We start from the raw sequence: 17953 nt of genomic DNA on the forward strand, positions 1-17953 counted from the left end.
AATCAACGAGTCCTGATACCTCAATTAACGAGTCCTGAGCCTAGGAAAACCCTTCGAGGATACGGTGCCATTCTCGCTCGGGGTCGTCTCGTCCGGACGCTATCTGCACACGGCCGGGATCACGGCGCGTGACCGGTCCGGGAAGATCGTAGGACCGGGGGATGTGGTGGCCCAGGTGCAGCAATGCTTCAACAATCTCTCCGATATCCTTGAGCATGTCGGTGCCAAGTTCGACCAGGTGATCAAATACACGATCTACGTCACGGACATTCAGCATTTCGACGAAGCCACCCGCAACGTGCGCTGGCCTTATTTCGTCGACCGGCCGGCTGCCACATTGGTCGAGGTCTCGAGGCTGATCGATCCCGAAATGATGGTCGAGATCGAAGCCATCGCCCACCTTCCCAACGAGTGACCGAGGCGGTCGATGTCCGGCATTGCCCTTGATCGGTTCTTCTGCGATGAGGCTTCCGGGATCCTGGATGCCTGCACAAGCTGCGGCGAGTGCGTGCGGGTCTGTCCCGTCGTTCCTTACACCTCTGCGGGTGACGAAGAACCACGCGCCGTCGTCGTCGGCATCCTTGATCTGCTTCGTGATCCTGGGACGGATCTGCCCAAAGCCTCATCCGACTGGCTGAACGCATGCAACGGCTGCGGCTTGTGCATCGAGGCCTGCCCGGAGAACGTCAACCCCCGCAAGATGCTCATGATCGCCGGAACCCGGCAGTCGGAGCGGGAGACGCGGACGCCGGAGCTTTTCAAGAAGATGTCGCGGGCGATCAAGATCATGGTCGCCATGCAGCTCGTTCCGGAGGAATTCAAGCGACTGCTCGTATCCTCGCGCACGACCAATCCTGAAGTGGTCTTCTATACCGGCTGCAATGCTCTGAGGACGCCGCACCTGCTCTTCAACACCATGTACGTACTCGATGCTCTTGATGTCAGCTATGACGTAGTCGGTGGCCCCTCCTCGTGCTGCGGTGTGATCGGTTCCAAATGGGAAGGGAAGCTCGCGACAGGGCAGCGGGTCACCGAGAATGCGGTGAGGCGTTTCGGATCGTCGCGCGCCGAGAAGATTCTGAGCTGGTGCCCGACCTGTGCCCTGCACCTCACCGAGAGTCTCAACGGCTTCGTCAATGCCGATCTCCAGTTCGACCATGTGACGGACTACATCGCCGCTGAGGTCCGTACACGCCCCTCTCTCTTCACCACGCCGATCAAAAGGCGCGTGGTGCTTCACGGTCACGTCGGCAGCCTGCAGATCACCCAGAATGTGGAGGCAATTCTCAATGCGATTCCCGGACTGGAGGTCGTCGAGACGGTCATGGAGTCGAGCTACACCTGCGGCGGCTCCGGCTCCAGCAAGACCCCGGAACTTGCCGCTCGCGAGCATGCCCATCTGATCCGGCGGACGCAGGATCACAAGGCGGATGCGCTGATAACGCTTTTCCATGGCTGCCACAGCATCTTTCTCAAGGAATGCATCGGGCTCGACTTCGAGGTGCTGAGCTTTACGGATCCTGATCGTCCAGGCCATGGGCGAGATGCCGCACAAGGATGCGCTGAAGGGCTTCCGGCTCCTGAACGACTGGGAGCTGATCGTCGATGAGGCGGCACCCCTCCTGGCGGCCAACGGGCTGACTCTCGATCGGGAATGGCTCATCGGGCTAGCCCCGCAGATTTTTCCTCCGCCGAGTTCAAAGGTGGGCTAGAATGTTTCGCAAATGCCTCGGCGGATGCGGTCTAGTAGGGGTGGCAGGAGTATTGGCAAGAGGGGATAACCGGACGTGAGCCATCCTGTTGCGGTCTCTCCCAAATGGGACCTCACCATTCGCGGCTTGGATGAGGAGGGATTGAAGGCCGTTCAGTCCATTCTCAACACGGCACGGTTTGAGCCCGGGAAGTGCTCTTTCGGGAGACCGAACCCAGCGATCGCCTCTTCGTCATCCGCGAGGGTCGGGTGCAACTCTACCAGACCCGTGAGAACGGAAGCGAGTTCACCTTCGGCATCTGTGCCAGCGGCACCCTGCTGGGGCTTGCATCCCTCGTTCTCAACCGCCCGAACGTCCTTCCCGGGCAGGCCATCGATCGGGTAATGGCTTCCGTCATCCGCAGGGCGGACTTTTTCAGGTGCATGGAGGCGGTGCCGAAACTCCAGGCCAACATTCTCGAACTTCTGGCGATGCTGGCCCTCGAGAGCATCGAGCGAAGCGTCCCGATGGCGCTCGATCCGGCCTCGGCCCGGCTCGGCTCCACCCTGCTTCGGCTCGCCAAGCCGGCCGCGAGCGGGGTGGAGCGGTCTCGATGCGAGGTCGTAGGGCTATCGCACGAGGAACTGGGAAAGATGATCGGCCCCAGCCGGACCTGGGTCGGACTCACGTTGGCCGAGTTCGAGCGCCGCGGGCTCCTGACGAAAACCCGCGGCCGGCTCACCATTCCCGATACCGGGCTGCTGGCCAAGGCGGTGGCCGAACTTCAGAATGCCGACAGATAAGACAGGAAAATCCGGGGGAAGCGAATGGGCGTCTATATCATCGCACAACTGAAATTCACGGATCGTGCATCCTACCGCCGCTACCAGGAGGCGTTTCACGGCGTCTTTGCACAGTTCAACGGCAGGCTTCTGGTTGCAGACGAAGAGCCGCGCCTCCTGGAGGGAGCCTGGGAGCGGGACAAGGTCGTCGTGCTCGGCTTCCCCTCGGGGGAGGAAGCCCTGAGGTTTCAGAACTCTCCGGAATACAGCGCGATTGCACGCGACCGGCGGGCCGGTGCGGAGGCAACAGTCCTCCTCGTCCGCCAATTTCCTGCAAATCTGACGTAAGAGCCGGACTCAAAGAGGTTTCGGCTTCTTAAGGTCGAATGAGCCGTGCTTCGAAGCTCCTCCTCCTGATGGACGGACGCTTCGGGGACGGCGGCTTTTTGAGCCCGATCAATGACGGCGCCTACGTCTGGTCTCAAATGATCGGCACAGGTTTTGCCTGGGAGAGCGCTGCGGGGCGGATCAGTTCATTTGTTAACAGACGGGGGAGCAAAACTGGGTCATCCGTGCCTCCAAGAGTAAGACAGGAGTGACGGATGGCCTATGTCGTTACGGAAAACTGCATCGGCTGCAAATATACGGACTGTGTTTCGGTGTGCCCGGTCGACTGCTTTCGCGAAGGCCCGAACATGCTGGTGATCGACCCGGACGAGTGCATCGACTGCGGGGTCTGCGAACCCTCATGCCCTGCAAACGCGATTATGGCCGATATCCAGCCCGGATCGGCCCAGTGGCAGGCCCCCAACAGGGAGTATGCGGCCCTGTGGCCGCGAATCGTTGCCGCGAAGGACCCCTTGCCGACCGCTGACGCCTTGAATGGCAAGGCTAGAAAGTTTAACGAGCACTTCCTGCCCCAACCCGCCCAGCCCTCAGCCCGTCCGGAACAGGTGTGAACGATGAGTTTGACAGAGTCGAGCAAGACTGCCGTCGAAGATCTGGAAACGGTCACCTCCCTCAGGCATTTCGGAGAACGCAATTTCTCGTTCCGCGTCACGCGGCCCCGTTCGCTGCGGTTCCGCTCCGGCGAGTTCGTGATGATCGGCCTTCCCGACGCCGAGGGAAAGCCCCTGCTGCGCGCCTATTCCATCTCCTCGCCTGCCTGGGATGATGACCTCGAATTCTATTCGATCAAGGTTCCAGGCGGCGCGCTCACGTCGCGCCTGCAGAGAATCGAGGTGGGGGACCAGATCATCGTCCGTCCGAAGGCTGTGGGCACGCTGGTGCTCGACGGCCTCCTTCCTGCCAAGCGGCTCTGGATGATCTGCAGTGGAACGGGTGTTGCCCCCTTCTGCTCCCTTTTGAGGGATCCGGAGACCTGGGAGCGCTACGAGGACGTCGTTCTCGCCCATACCTGCCGCACCAAGGACGAACTCGCCTACGGTCGCCTCGTGGTCGAGTCTCTGCCCGACGATCCTCTCGTCGGAGAAGCCTGCGGCGGCAGGCTGCATTACTACCCGACCAGCACTCGCGAAGAGTCGCCGCGCATGGGCCGGATCACCGATCACATCCGCACCGGAGACATCTTCAATCGACTTGGCTTTGCCTCCTGGACCAAGGAGGTTGATCGGGTGATGATCTGCGGATCGATGGAACTCAACACCGACCTGATGCAGATCTGCAAATCCTCCGGTTTGGACGAAGGCAGCAACAGTCGCCCCGGCGACTTCGTCGTCGAGAAGGCGTTTGTGGGTGAAGGCATGCAACCTCTTTGAAGATTGCATGAAACGCTTCGCACCAACTGTTAAGCCGGTACAGCGATGCGGATCGAGAATTCGCGCATTGAGGCCTCAGACTGCTTGGCAAGAGTGGTCTGAGGCCTTTCAAACTGCGCTATCCCCCAGGATGTATGAAGCAAGATCTGCCGGAACTGCTGTTGATCGATACAGGCCTATGAGCGCTTATATCACTGGCGAATGACCGCTCTCGGCCCTCGCTTGGCTAATTCAATGATTAGAAATCGTATTCTGGAAATTCTAAAAAGAATATAAAATGCTCGTTAAGACAGTGGCATAGGAGGTACTTTAGAATAGATCTGATGTTACACTGCGTAATTGACCGTAGAACATTGCACTTGTTAATAAGCACGTAACCGCAGCCGGTTTCCGGCTCCCATCCAGCCGCTTGGCCTTGAACCATGTGTGATTGGAAAATCCATGGCTATGCTGCTTCGCAGACAGGAAAGTGCGTGCCCGCATTCGCTTGAGGCGCACGCTGCGGCGCGCGCCTACTCTCCCGGCGAAGCCGTGTGCCATCAAGGTCGAACCTATCTGTATCCGATGGCCGATTGCTGCATGGACGATGCCGAGGCCCTGGCGCTTGCTGTCCTGCGCTTCGTTGCGGCCGGTTACATGACGAGCGATGTCGTTTGCTGGGATGCCGCCCATGATGCCGCGGAGCGTATCCTCGGCCCGCTTGAAGGGCCGCAGTTCGTTGCGGCCATGACAGGCGTTATACGCGCGGTCCGTCGCGCTCAGAGGAGCGATTGGCACTTCATGCCGGCGACTTGCGGCCGGGCGACCTCAGGCGAGAAAAGCCTCATTGGATTCATTCGCTGTGCCCGCTGTTCCCCGCTACATGAGCAAGCAGATGGCGCGGAAAATACACCGACAGGCGAAGAAATCGATACCGATCTGAATGCAGTTGTCTTCGCCGCGGCTGCACGAGTGGACGCATTGCAGAGGCGTATCGAACACCGCGGTCCATGGCCTGCTGGTACCAAACCCTGTGGAATCAAGCCGAAGTGCGACGGTTCGGGGATCATCGGTCCTCATTCGGTCAGGGACTGCCGGGGCGGAGCTGATCAGGACTGCACAGCCCCGGCAGTCCAGGATCCAGAAAACTCATCAGGACCTCTTCCGGTGTGCGATAGCCCAGGCACTTGCGCGGTGTCCCGTTGAGCCGATCACAGATCTCNACAGCCCCGGCAGTCCAGGATCCAGAAAACTCATCAGGACCTCTTCCGGTGTGCGATAGCCCAGGCACTTGCGCGGTGTCCCGTTGAGCCGATCACAGATCTCAAGCAGGGCCTCCTCAGGCAAAGCAGCAATGTCCGTGTCCCGCGACAGAAAACGGCGAACCCGGCCATTGGTGTTCTCCACCGAGCCTTTCTGCCACGGCGCCTGTGGCTTGCAGAAGTAGCTGTCCATCCCAAGCTTGCTCTTGAGCAGCGGTAGCGGGCGAACTCGGTGCCGCGATCGAAGGTCACCGATTGCCGGGCCGAGGCGGGCAGGGCCTTCAGCTTGCTAATCACCCCGGCCACCACTCCAATGGCATTCCGGTCCGGATTGCGGGTCAGGATCGTGTAGCGGCTCTGACGCTCCACCAGCGAGGTCAGGTTGTGCTGACCCAGCTCCCTGCGGAACATCATCAGATCACCTTCCCAATGTCCGAAGCTCGTGCGGGCTGCGATCTCCGGCGGACGCAGCTCAATAGTGTTCTCAAGCGGGATGGTGAGACCCCGCGGCTTGCGGGTGTACCGGGTTCGTCGGCGCTGGCGGGTCATCGGCAGATGCCGGAACAGCCTGAGAGCTTTGCCGTGGGGGCTGTAGACGAACGCGTAGATTGTCTCGTGCGTGACGCTGCCCGGGCCTGCAGGCTCGATCTGCAACCGCCCGGCAATCTGCTCCGGGGACCAGGCGGCCTGCCGCCGCTCAACCACATAGGCGGCCAGAGGCTGATTGCGAGAAAGCTTGCCCAGGCGAGCGCGCCGGCTGTGCGCCATCGCGTGGGCGGCGACATGAAAGTAGCCGCGGTACAGCGGCTCCTCATCCTGAAACCAATTCCGCTTGACCTCACGATAGAGGGTCGAAGGATGGCGGTTCAGACGTTGGGCAATGACCCGCATTGGGATCTTGGCGGAGCGCAGTCGGAACAGCTCGCGGCGCTCATCCAGGCTCAGGTGAGTGTAGGGTGGCTTCATCCAGGGTCCTCGTGCAAAGCCTTACTCTGTAACGCCTTTCGCACTTCAGATTAGAATCCAGCCCCATGAAAGCATCGGAATGGTAGATGCTGAAGAAACACGCGCTGGCGCTGCTGCTGCCCTTCCTGGCCTCCAACATGACGTTTGCCGTTCCTGGGCAGGCGCAGGAAGGAAAGCTCAGTATCGAACTCAACAGGCTGGAACCTGCAGGGGAGAACTGCCCGGCCTATTTCCTGATCAATAATTGGGAAGGGGGGCTGGCGTAGCCTGAAGCTCGACCTGTTCGCCCTCGATACGGATGGGGTTGCTGCCAAGCGCCTGGCAGTCGAGTTGGGCCCGCTTCCGGGAAAGAAGACGCTCGTCAAGCTCTTCGACTTTCCGGGGTTGGCCTGTCCCCGTTTCGGACGAATTCTCCTCAATGACGTGATGACCTGCGATGGACGCACGAGCGCCAGGGAGGAATGTCTATCAGCTATCGACACTGCGTCGAAGGTTTCCAATGTATCCTTCGAGAAGTGAGATCCACGATGAACGAGATTGCCGCCGCCGCTCCGCATGAGATGTCCTTCCTCAGCCTGTTTCTTCAGGCGGATCCGATCGTCAAGGGCGTCATGATTCTGCTCGTCCTGAGTTCGCTTGGGTGCTGGACGATCATCTTCGACAAGCTGCTGCGTCTTTCGTCGGTGCGGCGTCAGGCGCGCGTTTTTGAGGAAGCCGCGCAAGCGGGTGATAGGCTTCATCCGCAACTACCCGGTCCGGCAGGACGCATCGTGGCGGCTGGCCATGAAGCCTGGCGTGACCAGGATGCTTCCGAAAGCAGAGCCGAGCGGCGCGACAGGATCGAGCGCGCCATGCGGGCTGCCCTTGCAGTCGATATGCGCCGGCTTCAGCCCGGTCTGGCCTTTCTCGCCACAACCGGGTCCGCTGCGCCCTTCATCGGCCTATTCGGCACCGTTTAGGGCATCATGAACTCGTTCTCCGCCATCGCGAAAAGCCAGGACACGAGCCTTTCGGCCGTTGCCCCTGGCATTGCCGAGGCCCTGTTCGCAACTGCCATCGGCCTTGTTGCGGCCATCCCGGCTGTCATTGCCTACAACAAGCTAACGACCGATATCGGTCGCGTGCAGCAATCCTTCGCTGCCGGCATCACAACACTCGGCGACCGCCTCGCCAGGGACCGCAAGCCCCATCTCCGGACAGAGGCTGCTGAATAATGGGTATCGGACCACTCCGATCGAGCGAATTGGACGACGAATACGGCGCGGCTCCTCTGTCCGATATCAACGTTACGCCGCTCGTCGACGTGATGCTGGTGCTGCTCATCATCTTCATGGTGGCAGCTCCCCTCATGACTGCCGGCGTCCCTGTACAGTTGCCGAAGATGGCGGCTCCCAAAATGAAGCAGCCGAAGAAGCCCATCGTCATCAGCACTGACGAAAATGGGGAGCCCTACCTCGACAAGGAGCCGCTTCTGCGTGAGACGGTGGTCACGCGTCTCAAGGAGCTTGCAGCTCAGGACCCGGGCCAGGTCGTGCTTGTACGTGGAGACCGGAGCGTTTCCTATGGACGTATCATCGAGATCATGGGACAAATCAGCGCTGCTGGCTTCAGCAAGGTCTCGATGATTGCACAAGCACCCGGGGAAGTGCTGAACAGTGACATTTAGAGCCATGTTCCTATCCCCCCTAGTGGTGGAGCAGGCGGAGGTCAGGGGTATCTTGGCATCGCCTTCCTGGTGGCGCTCGCTCTTCATTCCGGAGTTGTAGCTGCCGCTGTCTTCTGGCCTCCGAAGAGCGCCGATAGCGCGCCCGGAGAACAGGAGATTATGGTCGATCTCGCCCCCGCTCTGGGAGTTGCGGAGCCTGTCAATGCAATCCAGGCGCCCCAGGCTGTTCCCGTTCAACCGCCCGATCCAGTGGTCGTCGAGGACCTTCTTCCCGAAGGGGTCACGGAGGCTATGGAATTGACGGAGCAGCCGAACTCGGTGGAGGAGGTGAGCGAGAGTGTTCCACCCGAGCAAACTGCAGAAGCCATACTTCCCGAAGCGGCGCCTATCGAAGCGACAGAAGCTTCTGAGGAGGAAGTGGTGACGGCAATTCCAGCCCCGGAAGCGGCCGTCGTTGCAAAAACTCAGAAGCAGGAGCCTGAGCCAAAGAAGGTTGAGCGCAAGCCCCCTCCCGCCCGGCGTCCGGCCGTAGTGCGGAGAGCGGCGCCATCCGTCGAGCAGAAAGGGCAGGCGAGTTCATCCCGTGAAAATATGGGCGGAGCAGCGGCGTCGGCCGATCCGAATGCGTTGAACCGGTATCGCACGCAGCTGTCCTCGGCACTGCGCCGCCGCTTCCGCTACCCGCGAGTTGCACAGGTGCAGGGAGCTTCTGGAACTGCGATTGTCCGTTTCACTATGACGAGGTCCGGACGGGTCGTCAGCGCATTCCTGGTGCGGAGCACAGGGAGCGGAGTCCTCGACCAAGCTGCGCTTGCCACTGTAGTTCCGGGAACCAGCCTTCCTCCGCCATCAGATACAGTGCAGGAGCTAACCTACACGGTACCTCTGCAATTCGACCTGCGCTGAGGAAAATGAGGGAAGAGAGTTCCTTCTATAAACCATTCAAAGGGAACAGCGTGGCTGTCAGCGCATTAGGCCTCAAAGCAGGAGGAGGTCAGGATGCGCGAGTATCTGATGGAAGCGACGAGCCCTGGCCTGAGTCCAAGGCAGTTGCGCGACCGGATCCAAAATGATCGCGGGCGCGAGATGAGATACCGGCGCGCCATTGTGAGCGTTTCGCTCATCGGCATGGCCAGCATGGCCGCCGTGACTCTGTTCCAGACCGGGATCATCAAGCGTCTGCCGGATCCGCCGGTTCGACGCCCACGCTTCGACACCGAGAGGGTCAATTCCTCCAAAGAGGCTTACAGCTACGGCATGCCGGACGGGCCGCTGGCGCTCGGAATGCATGCTGCGAATCTGGCGATGGCTGCTGCAGGTCCACCGCAACGCTACGAGGACCGCCCCTGGCTGCCGGTTTTAGCGACGGTTTCCTCTGGCGCACAGGCGGCAGTTGCAGCCAAATATCTGTTCCACCAGATGCCCTACGTGGATAAGGCATGGTGCCCCTATTGTGTTGTGGATGCTCTCACACATTTCGCGACCTTTGCGCTTACCCTTCCGGAGACGACCCGGGTGATCAGCGGGAGAAAGGAGCAGCGTGGGTGACAGTCGGCGGCCACATCGGTGGAGACCACCGATAGGCGGCCGCTCGCAATCCGAGACACACGTGTAGAACGCGTGTCCAAAGGGGCAGCGCTCGACCAGGACGGGTCAGCGGCTGCCCCGGTGTGGATCCTTTCCGGCGGCTTGGCTGCTCTTCTTGGACTGGTCATCCGATGTCTTCTGTGTGATGGCCCGCGCGATTGCCGCCATGCTTGGCCTTCTGCGAATCCTCGGGTCCGAGTCCCTGCTTGTCATATTCCGAGCGCTTCATTTTGTACCCTCCATCCTGCTGTGGTCGCAGCGTGGATCAACAGCAAGCCAACGGAGGGCTCGACACCTGGTTCCGAGAGATGCCCAGTCCGGTAGCGGAGCTATTTCTGCCTCCGGCACGAACCTCACCGTGTGGCCGGAAACTTGTCCGGGTGTCCGACATTAAAGCAAGAATCAACAAGTTTGGATGGAATCATGGCTGAGGATAAAAACGGACCGGATGCAGCGCCGCGCATTGGACTCGATCTGGGTCGGCAGGTGCTTGACAGTTCGAGGGACAGCAATCCTCCACAAGAGCAAGGCAAGCCGAGCGAGGAGATGATCCGCGAGAGAGCCTGTGAAATCTGGGAGCGGGAGGGGCGCTCTGGAGATCCGCAAGACCACTGGTACAGCGCCGAGCGGGAACTCGGCGAGCTGTCGCAGGAGCGCTCAGAAGCGACTGTGGAGGATGCACCTCCCGCAGCTGTTGTCGATGCGTTTGCAACTGTCGACAGCCAAACTGCGGAGGAGAACAAACGCCCCCAGAAGTCACGGCGAAAGCGGACGAGCTAGTGAATGGAGGAAGTGCGGCCGAGAGGCTGCAGACGCCGTCGTTTCTATGGGTTCAAGCAGTGGAGCAAGAGGATGGCCCGCCACCAAACAAAAGCACAAAAGGAAACTGTCGAGCGCGTGATGCACGAGTACAAGCATGGTAAACTGCGGATTCGTGGAAACGGCCCCAAGGTCCAGAACCCGAAGCAGGCAATTGCCATTGCTCTCCACGAAGCAGGAGCCTCGAACCAGGAATCTCCCCAGGCGAACCGGGAAAACTTGCGCCGGACGAAGGCAAGGGAGCGCCGGGGCAAAACGGCCGAGTCAAGAGCTGAAGGCAAGGAGACATCCCGTAACCGGGCCCGCAGTGGGAGAACAAAGGCGGAGCTCTATGACGAAGCCAAACATCGCCGCATCCCGGGCCGCTCGAGGAAGTCGAAAAGTGAACTCGAGCGCATTCTCCGCCACTGAGAACGAGGACACCAGTTGGTTCGGCAGATCCTAGAAAGTCTTGATCATGGCTCGAAGGCTGCAACTTCTGGCACCCGATCTTGCCGGCTGGCGCATGGCTGGGCCTGGCGGGTTCCGTCAGATTGCTGAGGGAGTGATCGAGAGCCATGGCGGTTCGGGTCTATTCTGGTACGCAAACGAAAGCTTCGACGACTTCGTTCTCACGGTGGATTGGCGCACCACCGGTCAAGAGGACAATTCCGGGGTTTTCCTGCGGTCCCCGCCTTTGCTCGACAATCCTCAGCCGGCAATTGAGCGAGGCTACGAGGTTCAGATCGATGATCGCGGGCTCGATCCGGAGAGGAACGTCCTGAACAGCCCGCTTTATCGGACCGGAGCTCTATACAAGCTGGCTCCCGCCTTCCGCCGGAACTCTACGCCGGTTGGGGTCTGGAACGCATTCGAGGTGACCGCGAGTGGGTCATGCATCTCGGTGGATCTGAATGGGGAGAACATATCTAGGCTCGAGGACGCCTCCCGCGAGATGCGCGGCCATATCGGTTTGCAGTGTCACCATGAGGGTTCTGCCGTGCAGTTTCGAAACCTGAGCGTCACGCCGTTGACGGCACAGAAGGACTAGATGTCCTTCCAGGCGTCTGAACCAGGTATAACGCCAGGCAAACCTGCCTTTTGCTCGTACACGAATCGGCAGACCTATGAAGTAGCCGCATCCGGATTGACGATCCGCTTTGCGAGACCCGTCAAGTTCTCGTCCGAATGTTTCTCTTCCTCGAGAATGGCATGCAGGGTACGAAGGTCCTCATCCAGGCCGAGCTGCTTTGCCCATCTGGCGAGAGAGCCGTATACGGCGATTTCGTAGTGCTCCACCCGTTGCGCCGAGGCGATCAGTCCGGCATCGCGCAGGTCCTGATCCTGAATCATTCCCGCCCATTTCTCCGCCTCGCGCAGAATGGCCTGCATGGATTGATCGACATGTTCACGCGGCTCGGCGCCGTGCCGGCGTAGGATTTCGTCCAGCCGATCTTGCTGGGACCGGGTCTCCTCAAGGTGGGTCTCGAGAAGGTGCTTGAGCTCGGGATGAACTGCCATCTGTACCATTCCTGGCAAAGCACCGATCAGCTGCGCCTCGACGGAACGCAGCTCCTGTAGCTCGCTCACATACATCTTTAGGAAATCATCGACTTTCATGCTGGTCTCGTTCCCAAGAGTGCATTCGCCGATCCTCAGACCATTCCGCAACCGTGAGCAGGGGAGGTCCACTTCTACTGTCTGGGATCTCCGAAGCCGTAACGCTCTCTGTCTCGTGCGTCCTGTCGGACAGGCATACTCGGGCAGATCTGCATCCCGACCGCCGGACCGCAAGTCGGTGCTCGTGAAGCGTTTTATGGAGGGTGTTGAGGCTATTCACGCTCATCACGTTACCTCCAGAGCCGGCCCATAGACGAAGTGAACTCATGCAATTCGACGTTGTTCCGCGGATTGCATAAAGGCTGTTACGGTCAATGCCTCCGAGTGGTGCCGTCAGCTGGCGGGAGGGCAAACGCAGGGCCGAGGACCTAACCGATGCGGTCTTGGGGTGTGGTCCGTTTGTAGAACAAACTGCGCATTCAGGCTGCTGTGTCATAGGGCAAAGGCGGCAGCCGGAACAGCAGGAAGCATAGGCAGCGCGGCTGGCGCTGATGCTGCGGGAGCTGTCGAAAGAACGCCCTGCCAAGGTCGCGCCAAGGCGGGAACTGTGACCTGTTGTTGCCGGACCTGATGGCCCGACCTTTGTCTGATGCAATAGGATTTCAGTAGCTTGGTTTCGTTAGATGTTTGAGGCAGTACGCTGTTTCCCGAGCGTTAGGCTTAACTGCCGATACAGGAAGACATCGGCCCCTCTTTACTTATCCTTGAGAGCGGCGACAGGCAGGACCTGAACAAGAATCAAAAATCTGCCGCGGGGATAATCATGCAACAAAATGCCGGCGGCAGGCGCTCCTCCAAATGGGTGGAAGCTGAGCGCCTAGCAGCCCTTCGTAGCTATGAAATCCTGGACACTGGGCCGGAGCTCGCTTTCGATGAAGTCGCCCAGATCGCTGCTGAGGTTTGCGATACGCCATATGCGGCAGTTGCCTTCGTCGATGGCAGCTGACAATGGTTCAAGGCCATGGTCGGATTCCATGTCCGGGAGACCCCACTCGACGTTTCGTTTTGCGCAGCAGCAATCCATTGTCCTGATCTGCTGGTCATCCCCGATGTTGGGAAAGACCATCGCTTCAGACATATCCTTTCAGCCGGAGGCGAAATACAGCCGCACTTCTATGCAGGCGCGGTCTTAAGGACAGAGGATGGTCTGCCGCTCGCAACCCTTTGTGTCGCTGACTCCAAGGCCCGCCCGGAGGGGCTGACGCAAGGCCAGATCAGAGCTCTTCGGGCACTGGCTCGAGCCGTCATGCGGGAACTCAATCTCAGGCGGGACAACACCGTCCTTGTACAGAGAGAAAAGGAGCTCACCGCTACTATCGATGCCATGCCGCATATGACATGGGTCGCCAGCGCAGACGGAACGCAGGAGCACCCGAACCGACACTACTACGAGTTCACGGGGGCGGCTCCGGGCTCCATCAACGGTGAAGGTTGGAACACCGTCGCCCATCCGGATGACAGGGAGCAGACTCTGGCAAGATGGCGCCACTCACTCGAGACGGGGGAAGAATATTAGGCCGAGTATCGGCTCCGCCACCATTCTGGCGAGTACCGGTGGATTCTGGCTCGCGCGATTCCGGCCTACGACAGTCACGGCCGAATCGAGCGCTGGTTCGGCATGAGCACGGATATCCATGACTGGAGACAGGATAAGCAAGCCCTCGTGGAAAGTGAGGAAAGGCACCGCGCTCTCCTCCGGGCGAGTTCTGTCGCTCTCTGGGTTGCCACGCCGGACGGGATGATTACCGAGACCAAAGGGTGGCAGGAGGTTACAGGTCAAACCAAGGGCGAGTATCTGGGGCTTGGGAGCGTCAACACGATCCATCCGGATGACCAGACACGGATCGAGCAGGCGTGGCTGCAAGCGGTCTTAGCCGGAGAGAACTATGAGGCGGAGTGCTGGGTCCGGCAGGCAAATGGTGACTATCGCTGGATGCTGACCCGTGCGGTCCCGATCCGGAACCCGGACGGCTCCATCCGGGAATGGATCGGAGGCCTCTCGGACATTCATGACCGGAGAACGGCTGAGGAGCAGCTTCGACAGAGTGAGGAGCGACTGCGGCTTGCCATGCAGGCTGCCCGCATGGTCGCCTGGGAGCAGGATTTGCTGACAGGCCATATCACTCGTTCCTACAACTCGCTAGGCCTTCTCGGGATCGGGTCCGGGCCGTCATCTGAAGTGTTGGACAATATCCATCCTGAGGATCGTCCGCTGCGGGACGGCTTCATGTCGCAAATCGCGGCCACAGGCACTGCAACGATCGAGTTTCGCTACGTATCGCCGACCGGGAAGATGCTCTGGCTCTATTCGCGCGGCGAGAAGGCGGGACCTAACCGCGTTGTCGGCGTTACATACGATATTACAGACCGCAAGGCTGCCGAGGAGGAGATCTGGCGAATCGCAAACCACGATGCACTCACCGGTCTGCCGAACCGACTGCTGTTTCAACACCGCTTAGAGAAAGCCTTGTCCGAAGCCCAGAAGAGCGGGACGAGCGTCAGTCTCCTGCTGATCGATTTGGATGACTTCAAGGACGTCAATGACACGCTCGGCCATAATGCCGGAGATGCATTATTGAAGGAAACGGCCGCTCGACTTGTCCTGATGATGCGGGACTGCGATACGGTCGCGCGTCTCGGCGGTGATGAGTTCGCTGTCATTGTCGTGGAATCTCTGGAGCTCAAGCACGCGGCCAACCTAGCGCAGACGATCACGAAACGGCTCCGCCAGCCCTTCGCTCACGAGAGCCGAATGATTGTCAGCCGGGCAAGCATTGGGGTGGCCGGGTTTCCGGATCATGACTATGACCCGACCGAACTGATGAGGGATGCCGACATTGCACTGTACCGGGCCAAGGCGACAGGTCGAGGCCAAGTGGTCACGTACTCGGCGGGCATGAGAGCGGCAGCCGAGCAGCGGCTCCTTGTGGGGAAAGAAGCTCGTGAGGCGATCATCCGAGATCAGATCGTTCCCCTCTACCAGCCTAAGATATGTCTCACGGCGGGGCGCACTGTCGGTCTTGAGGCACTGGCCCGCTGGTGCCACCCAGATAAGGGTCTTTTAACGCCCGCGACATTCGGTGCCGTCTTTGACGATCCGGAGATTGCAAAAGCGCTGGGAAATCGTCTGATCGGCAAGATCACCTCTGATATCCGCAGGTGGATAGGCTCTGGCCTCAATCCGGGTCGGGTCGCAGTTAATCTGTCGAGCGCTGAATTCAGCCAGCCGGATCTGGCCGATGAGATCCTTCGCATTCTGGCCTTGGCGAGGGTTCCCTCGAAGCATTTCGAAATCGAGGTGACTGAGAAGGTCCTGCTCGAGGGGCGCTCTGGATTGGTCGCTGACACCCTCAACAAGTTCCGCAAGCGAGGTGTGCAAGTTGCTTTGGATGATTTTGGGACGGGATATGCTTCACTAACACACCTGAAGCAGCTTCCGGTCACCACCTCAAGATCGATCAAAGCTTCATCCGTGACGTGGAGCAGGATGCAGATGATAAGGCGATTGTGGCGGCCGTGATCAGTCTCGGCAGGAGCTTGGATCTGCTGGTCACCGCAGAGGGAGTAGAGGCACAAGCTCAGGCGCAGCGGCTTAGAGACATGGGGTGCCATTGCGCACAGGGCTATCTGTACGCTCACCCGATGGCAGCTGCCGAGGTGGCGGCATTCTTCTCCTCGCGGACTCTATTGTGATCTAATAGTCAGCTAATCGAGCGTTCGCCGCGCGGGAGTGCTTAGTATAGGCTAGGCGCTGATACGAAGAACATCATTGCGCACACCGCGCAGTCGACGTGCAATGCATTGCGCACGACAACCGTTTCATCGGGAGTTTGTGGTCCGACTTTCTAGGGATTGCCTTAGGCAGTTAACCATACTTTGTAAGCGTAAAGTCCGGTCACTATACACATTCAGGTTAATGGATCATTGTCATTCCCCAACGTTAGGTCGCCGGAGAATGTGGTGGCAAGCGCGCGGATTAATCTGATTGCCGCTCTTGCTCATCCAGTCTGTTCAAGGGAGTGAGAGAATGCTGTCCCCATTGGTCAAATTCGATGACCAAGAGATCACTGTATCTGAGCGCAGTGATTACCAGGGGATGGCGACGCCTGCGGATCGGGTGCGGGCTCCATCCCGAGAGGAAGCGACACAACTTGTCTTGCCGCACATCGACGTCAAACTCGATTTCCAAAATAAAACCTACTGGGCCTCCATGCGCCCAAGTCCACGCTCAAACGTAACAATGGAGCTGTTGCAGGATATGCTTTGCGTTCACGAGTCGGTGCGCCAGATCATGGAGGAGGGGCACCGCGAACAAAAGCAACTGCTCGAGTATTTCGTCTTCGGGTCACAGACTCCCGGCGTGTTCAATCTTGGCGGTGACTTGGCCTACTTCGCTGATCGCATTCGAGCAGGGGATCGAGCAAGCATGCAGGCTTACGCTTATGCATGCATCGATGTCATCTATGGCAACGCGATGGCGTTCCACACCCCGGTCGTAACGATTGCTCTCGTCCAGGGAGATGCGCTTGGTGGCGGATTTGAATGTGCTCTGTCCTTTGATGTCCTGATTGCCGAAAAGAGCGCAAAGCTGGGTCTGCCTGAAGTGCTTTTCAACCTCTTTCCAGGGATGGGAGCTTACAGCTTTCTTGCGCGGAAGATTGGGACGTCGCCAGCGGAAAGGCTCATCATGAGCGGCAAGGTCTACACTGCCGAGGAGTTACATGCCCTTGGAGTCGTCGATATCCTTGCTGAGGATGGTGAGGGTGAGATCGCTGTCAGGGAGTACATGGAACGTAACCGACGGAAGCACAACGCGCACCGGGCCATCTATCGTTCCAAACGACGCATCGATCCTATTTCATATGAGGAGTTGCGGGACATTGTCGACATTTGGGTCGATGCTGCCCTTGAATTGGGCGAACACGATCTGCGAAAGATGATGCGCCTAACAGCGGCCCAGGGTCGCCGCCTTTCAGCAATATAAGAGTCTGACTCAGAAAGACCGGTCTGGTTTCAGGGCCTTACAAGCCTTCTGGTCAGTATCCGGATATGGGCGATGAAGACCCAGGCCACTGCGCTTTCAATGGAGGCTTCGAAGGCCTTGGCCAATCGGCGCCAGCGTCCAAGCCAGCCGAATGTTCGCTCCACCACCCAGCGGCGATCGAGGTGAGCACCTCCACCGCACCATCACGGTCCTGGATGTCGGCGGTGTGAACGCGCAGCCCGACGAGATGGCCTTGCGTATCGGTGATGATGTGGCGCTTGCGCCCCTTGATCTTTTTGCCGGCATCAAAGCCGCGCAGGCCTTCGGCTTCCGTTGTCTTGACTGACTGGCTGTCAATGACGCCGGCCGAGGGGCTCGCCTCACGGCCGGCCTTCTCGCGGGAGGTAGCAACAAGAGTATGGTTGATCCGCTCGAAGGTGCCGTCCCGTGACCAAGCATAGAAATAGCCCTGAACGGTCGAATACGGCGGAAACTCCTTGGGCAACTGGCGCCATTGGCAACCGGTCGAAGCGAGATAGAGGATGGCCTCAACCACGGCCCGCAGACAGGTGGTGCGGGGACGGCCGATCCGCCGGGCGGCGGGCATGAAGGGTTCGATCAGCGCCCATTCGGCATCGGTGAGATTGCTTGTATAACGCAGTCCGTCTCGCCGATACTGTCGGCGAGTGGCTTCGGTCCATACCATCGTGAACTCCATCGAGTCTTCGCAAATCCGACGGACTCACAAGGGCTTGAAGCCACTCAACCTTTTTCAGTCAGCCTCTAAGCTGGAGCTTGGCCATTTCAGGCGGGGAAGCATGCGGCGTCTGTTAGGCGGTT

Annotated in this window: 17 protein-coding genes and 5 pseudogenes; 18 read left to right on the forward strand and 4 right to left on the reverse strand. The window is 59.4% G+C overall.

From position 1 onward, the window contains the following. Positions 1-64 precede the first annotated feature (64 nt). The 6 genes from LG661_RS21515 to LG661_RS21540 all read left to right on the forward strand — a co-directional run bounded on the left by LG661_RS21515 (position 65) and on the right by LG661_RS21540 (position 4251). A complete protein-coding gene (locus LG661_RS21515; protein ID WP_230534066.1) occupies positions 65-415 on the forward strand; it encodes a RidA family protein in 351 nt (116 codons plus the stop codon). Positions 416-427: 12 nt separating this feature from the next. Beyond that, the gene (locus tag LG661_RS21520; protein ID WP_230534067.1) at positions 428-1609 is read left to right on the forward strand and encodes a (Fe-S)-binding protein; all 1182 of its coding nucleotides are present in this window, start codon (positions 428-430) and stop codon (positions 1607-1609) included. A gap of 294 nt (positions 1610-1903) precedes the next feature. Next, a complete protein-coding gene (locus LG661_RS21525) occupies positions 1904-2494 on the forward strand; it encodes a Crp/Fnr family transcriptional regulator (RefSeq protein ID WP_230534068.1) in 591 nt (196 codons plus the stop codon). A 24-nt stretch (positions 2495-2518) separates the two neighbouring features. Beyond that, entirely contained in the window at positions 2519-2821 is a 303-nt protein-coding gene (locus LG661_RS21530; RefSeq protein ID WP_230534069.1) for a DUF1330 domain-containing protein, read from the forward strand. A gap of 254 nt (positions 2822-3075) precedes the next feature. After that, complete coding sequence (gene fdxA / locus LG661_RS21535) at positions 3076-3432, forward strand: ferredoxin FdxA (RefSeq protein WP_230534070.1); 357 nt, start codon at positions 3076-3078, stop codon at positions 3430-3432. Positions 3433-3435: 3 nt separating this feature from the next. Then, the gene (locus LG661_RS21540) at positions 3436-4251 is read left to right on the forward strand and encodes a ferredoxin--NADP reductase (protein WP_230534071.1); all 816 of its coding nucleotides are present in this window, start codon (positions 3436-3438) and stop codon (positions 4249-4251) included. A 1063-nt stretch (positions 4252-5314) separates the two neighbouring features. Here LG661_RS21540 and LG661_RS25530 read toward each other — a convergent pair. Next, positions 5315-5449 (reverse strand): annotated as a pseudogene (locus LG661_RS25530) (IS30 family transposase); the annotation flags it as partial. A gap of 11 nt (positions 5450-5460) precedes the next feature. After that, positions 5461-6458: pseudogene (locus tag LG661_RS21545) on the reverse strand (IS30 family transposase); the annotation flags it as partial. An 86-nt stretch (positions 6459-6544) separates the two neighbouring features. Between LG661_RS21545 and LG661_RS21550 the strand changes: the two are divergent. The 8 genes and pseudogenes from LG661_RS21550 to LG661_RS21580 all read left to right on the forward strand — a co-directional run bounded on the left by LG661_RS21550 (position 6545) and on the right by LG661_RS21580 (position 11560). Then, a complete protein-coding gene (locus LG661_RS21550; protein WP_230534072.1) occupies positions 6545-6724 on the forward strand; it encodes a hypothetical protein in 180 nt (59 codons plus the stop codon). 261 nt (positions 6725-6985) lie between these two features. Next, positions 6986-7672 (forward strand): annotated as a pseudogene (locus LG661_RS21555) (MotA/TolQ/ExbB proton channel family protein). Continuing rightward, positions 7672-8124 (forward strand): ExbD/TolR family protein, encoded by a 453-nt coding sequence (locus LG661_RS21560; protein ID WP_230534073.1) that lies wholly within the window; start codon positions 7672-7674, stop codon positions 8122-8124. The pseudogene LG661_RS21555 and the gene LG661_RS21560 overlap by 1 nt, the downstream one beginning before the upstream one ends. 591 nt (positions 8125-8715) lie before the next feature. Further along, positions 8716-9030, forward strand: a complete 315-nt coding sequence (locus LG661_RS25535) for an energy transducer TonB family protein (RefSeq protein WP_407666791.1) — start codon at positions 8716-8718, stop codon at positions 9028-9030. A gap of 93 nt (positions 9031-9123) precedes the next feature. Then, positions 9124-9672 (forward strand): vitamin K epoxide reductase family protein, encoded by a 549-nt coding sequence (locus LG661_RS21565; RefSeq protein WP_230534074.1) that lies wholly within the window; start codon positions 9124-9126, stop codon positions 9670-9672. A 450-nt stretch (positions 9673-10122) separates the two neighbouring features. Further along, entirely contained in the window at positions 10123-10491 is a 369-nt protein-coding gene (locus tag LG661_RS21570) for a DUF2934 domain-containing protein (protein WP_230534075.1), read from the forward strand. A gap of 72 nt (positions 10492-10563) precedes the next feature. Beyond that, entirely contained in the window at positions 10564-10941 is a 378-nt protein-coding gene (locus LG661_RS21575) for a DUF6496 domain-containing protein (protein ID WP_230534076.1), read from the forward strand. 46 nt (positions 10942-10987) lie between these two features. Beyond that, a complete protein-coding gene (locus tag LG661_RS21580) occupies positions 10988-11560 on the forward strand; it encodes a 3-keto-disaccharide hydrolase (RefSeq protein WP_230534077.1) in 573 nt (190 codons plus the stop codon). Between the two features lie 74 nt (positions 11561-11634). Here the strand turns inward: LG661_RS21580 and LG661_RS21585 are convergent, their stop codons facing one another. Further along, positions 11635-12129, reverse strand: coding sequence for a YciE/YciF ferroxidase family protein (locus tag LG661_RS21585; protein ID WP_230534078.1), 495 nt, complete (start codon positions 12127-12129; stop codon positions 11635-11637). A 763-nt stretch (positions 12130-12892) separates the two neighbouring features. Between LG661_RS21585 and LG661_RS21590 the strand changes: the two genes are divergently transcribed. The 4 genes and pseudogenes from LG661_RS21590 to LG661_RS21605 all read left to right on the forward strand — a co-directional run bounded on the left by LG661_RS21590 (position 12893) and on the right by LG661_RS21605 (position 17113). Then, positions 12893-13075 carry a hypothetical protein gene (locus tag LG661_RS21590; RefSeq protein WP_230534079.1) on the forward strand — a complete coding sequence of 61 codons (183 nt, stop codon included), beginning with the start codon at positions 12893-12895 and terminating at the stop codon, positions 13073-13075. A 15-nt stretch (positions 13076-13090) separates the two neighbouring features. Beyond that, the gene (locus LG661_RS21595; protein WP_230534080.1) at positions 13091-13645 is read left to right on the forward strand and encodes a PAS domain S-box protein; all 555 of its coding nucleotides are present in this window, start codon (positions 13091-13093) and stop codon (positions 13643-13645) included. A 15-nt stretch (positions 13646-13660) separates the two neighbouring features. Continuing rightward, positions 13661-15822 (forward strand): annotated as a pseudogene (locus tag LG661_RS21600) (EAL domain-containing protein); the annotation flags it as partial. A 334-nt stretch (positions 15823-16156) separates the two neighbouring features. After that, positions 16157-17113, forward strand: a complete 957-nt coding sequence (locus LG661_RS21605) for a crotonase/enoyl-CoA hydratase family protein (RefSeq protein WP_230534082.1) — start codon at positions 16157-16159, stop codon at positions 17111-17113. 29 nt (positions 17114-17142) lie between these two features. On the opposite strand, the pseudogene LG661_RS21610 reads toward LG661_RS21605, so the two are convergent. Then, positions 17143-17819: pseudogene (locus LG661_RS21610) on the reverse strand (IS5 family transposase). Positions 17820-17953: the final 134 nt, after the last annotated feature.

The sequence above is a fragment of the Microvirga roseola genome (genome assembly GCF_020866965.1).
GTDB classification, from domain to species: domain Bacteria; phylum Pseudomonadota; class Alphaproteobacteria; order Rhizobiales; family Beijerinckiaceae; genus Microvirga; species Microvirga roseola.

What these genes read in the sequence shown, in the direction of transcription:
- LG661_RS25535 (WP_407666791.1), top strand. Translation starts at nt 8,716, where the DNA reads ATGGGCGGAGCAGCGGCGTCGGCCGATCCGAATGCGTTGAACCGGTAT.
- LG661_RS21560 (WP_230534073.1), top strand. Translation starts at nt 7,672, where the DNA reads ATGGGTATCGGACCACTCCGATCGAGCGAATTGGACGACGAATACGGC.
- LG661_RS21530 (WP_230534069.1), top strand. Translation starts at nt 2,519, where the DNA reads ATGGGCGTCTATATCATCGCACAACTGAAATTCACGGATCGTGCATCC.
- LG661_RS21605 (WP_230534082.1), top strand. Translation starts at nt 16,157, where the DNA reads ATGCTGTCCCCATTGGTCAAATTCGATGACCAAGAGATCACTGTATCT.
- LG661_RS21565 (WP_230534074.1), top strand. Translation starts at nt 9,124, where the DNA reads ATGCGCGAGTATCTGATGGAAGCGACGAGCCCTGGCCTGAGTCCAAGG.
- LG661_RS21590 (WP_230534079.1), top strand. Translation starts at nt 12,893, where the DNA reads ATGCAACAAAATGCCGGCGGCAGGCGCTCCTCCAAATGGGTGGAAGCT.
- LG661_RS21585 (WP_230534078.1), bottom strand. Translation starts at nt 12,129, where the DNA reads ATGAAAGTCGATGATTTCCTAAAGATGTATGTGAGCGAGCTACAGGAG.
- LG661_RS21575 (WP_230534076.1), top strand. Translation starts at nt 10,564, where the DNA reads ATGGCCCGCCACCAAACAAAAGCACAAAAGGAAACTGTCGAGCGCGTG.
- LG661_RS21550 (WP_230534072.1), top strand. Translation starts at nt 6,545, where the DNA reads ATGCTGAAGAAACACGCGCTGGCGCTGCTGCTGCCCTTCCTGGCCTCC.
- LG661_RS21540 (WP_230534071.1), top strand. Translation starts at nt 3,436, where the DNA reads ATGAGTTTGACAGAGTCGAGCAAGACTGCCGTCGAAGATCTGGAAACG.
- fdxA (WP_230534070.1), top strand. Translation starts at nt 3,076, where the DNA reads ATGGCCTATGTCGTTACGGAAAACTGCATCGGCTGCAAATATACGGAC.
- LG661_RS21595 (WP_230534080.1), top strand. Translation starts at nt 13,091, where the DNA reads ATGGTCGGATTCCATGTCCGGGAGACCCCACTCGACGTTTCGTTTTGC.
- LG661_RS21520 (WP_230534067.1), top strand. Translation starts at nt 428, where the DNA reads ATGTCCGGCATTGCCCTTGATCGGTTCTTCTGCGATGAGGCTTCCGGG.
- LG661_RS21580 (WP_230534077.1), top strand. Translation starts at nt 10,988, where the DNA reads ATGGCTCGAAGGCTGCAACTTCTGGCACCCGATCTTGCCGGCTGGCGC.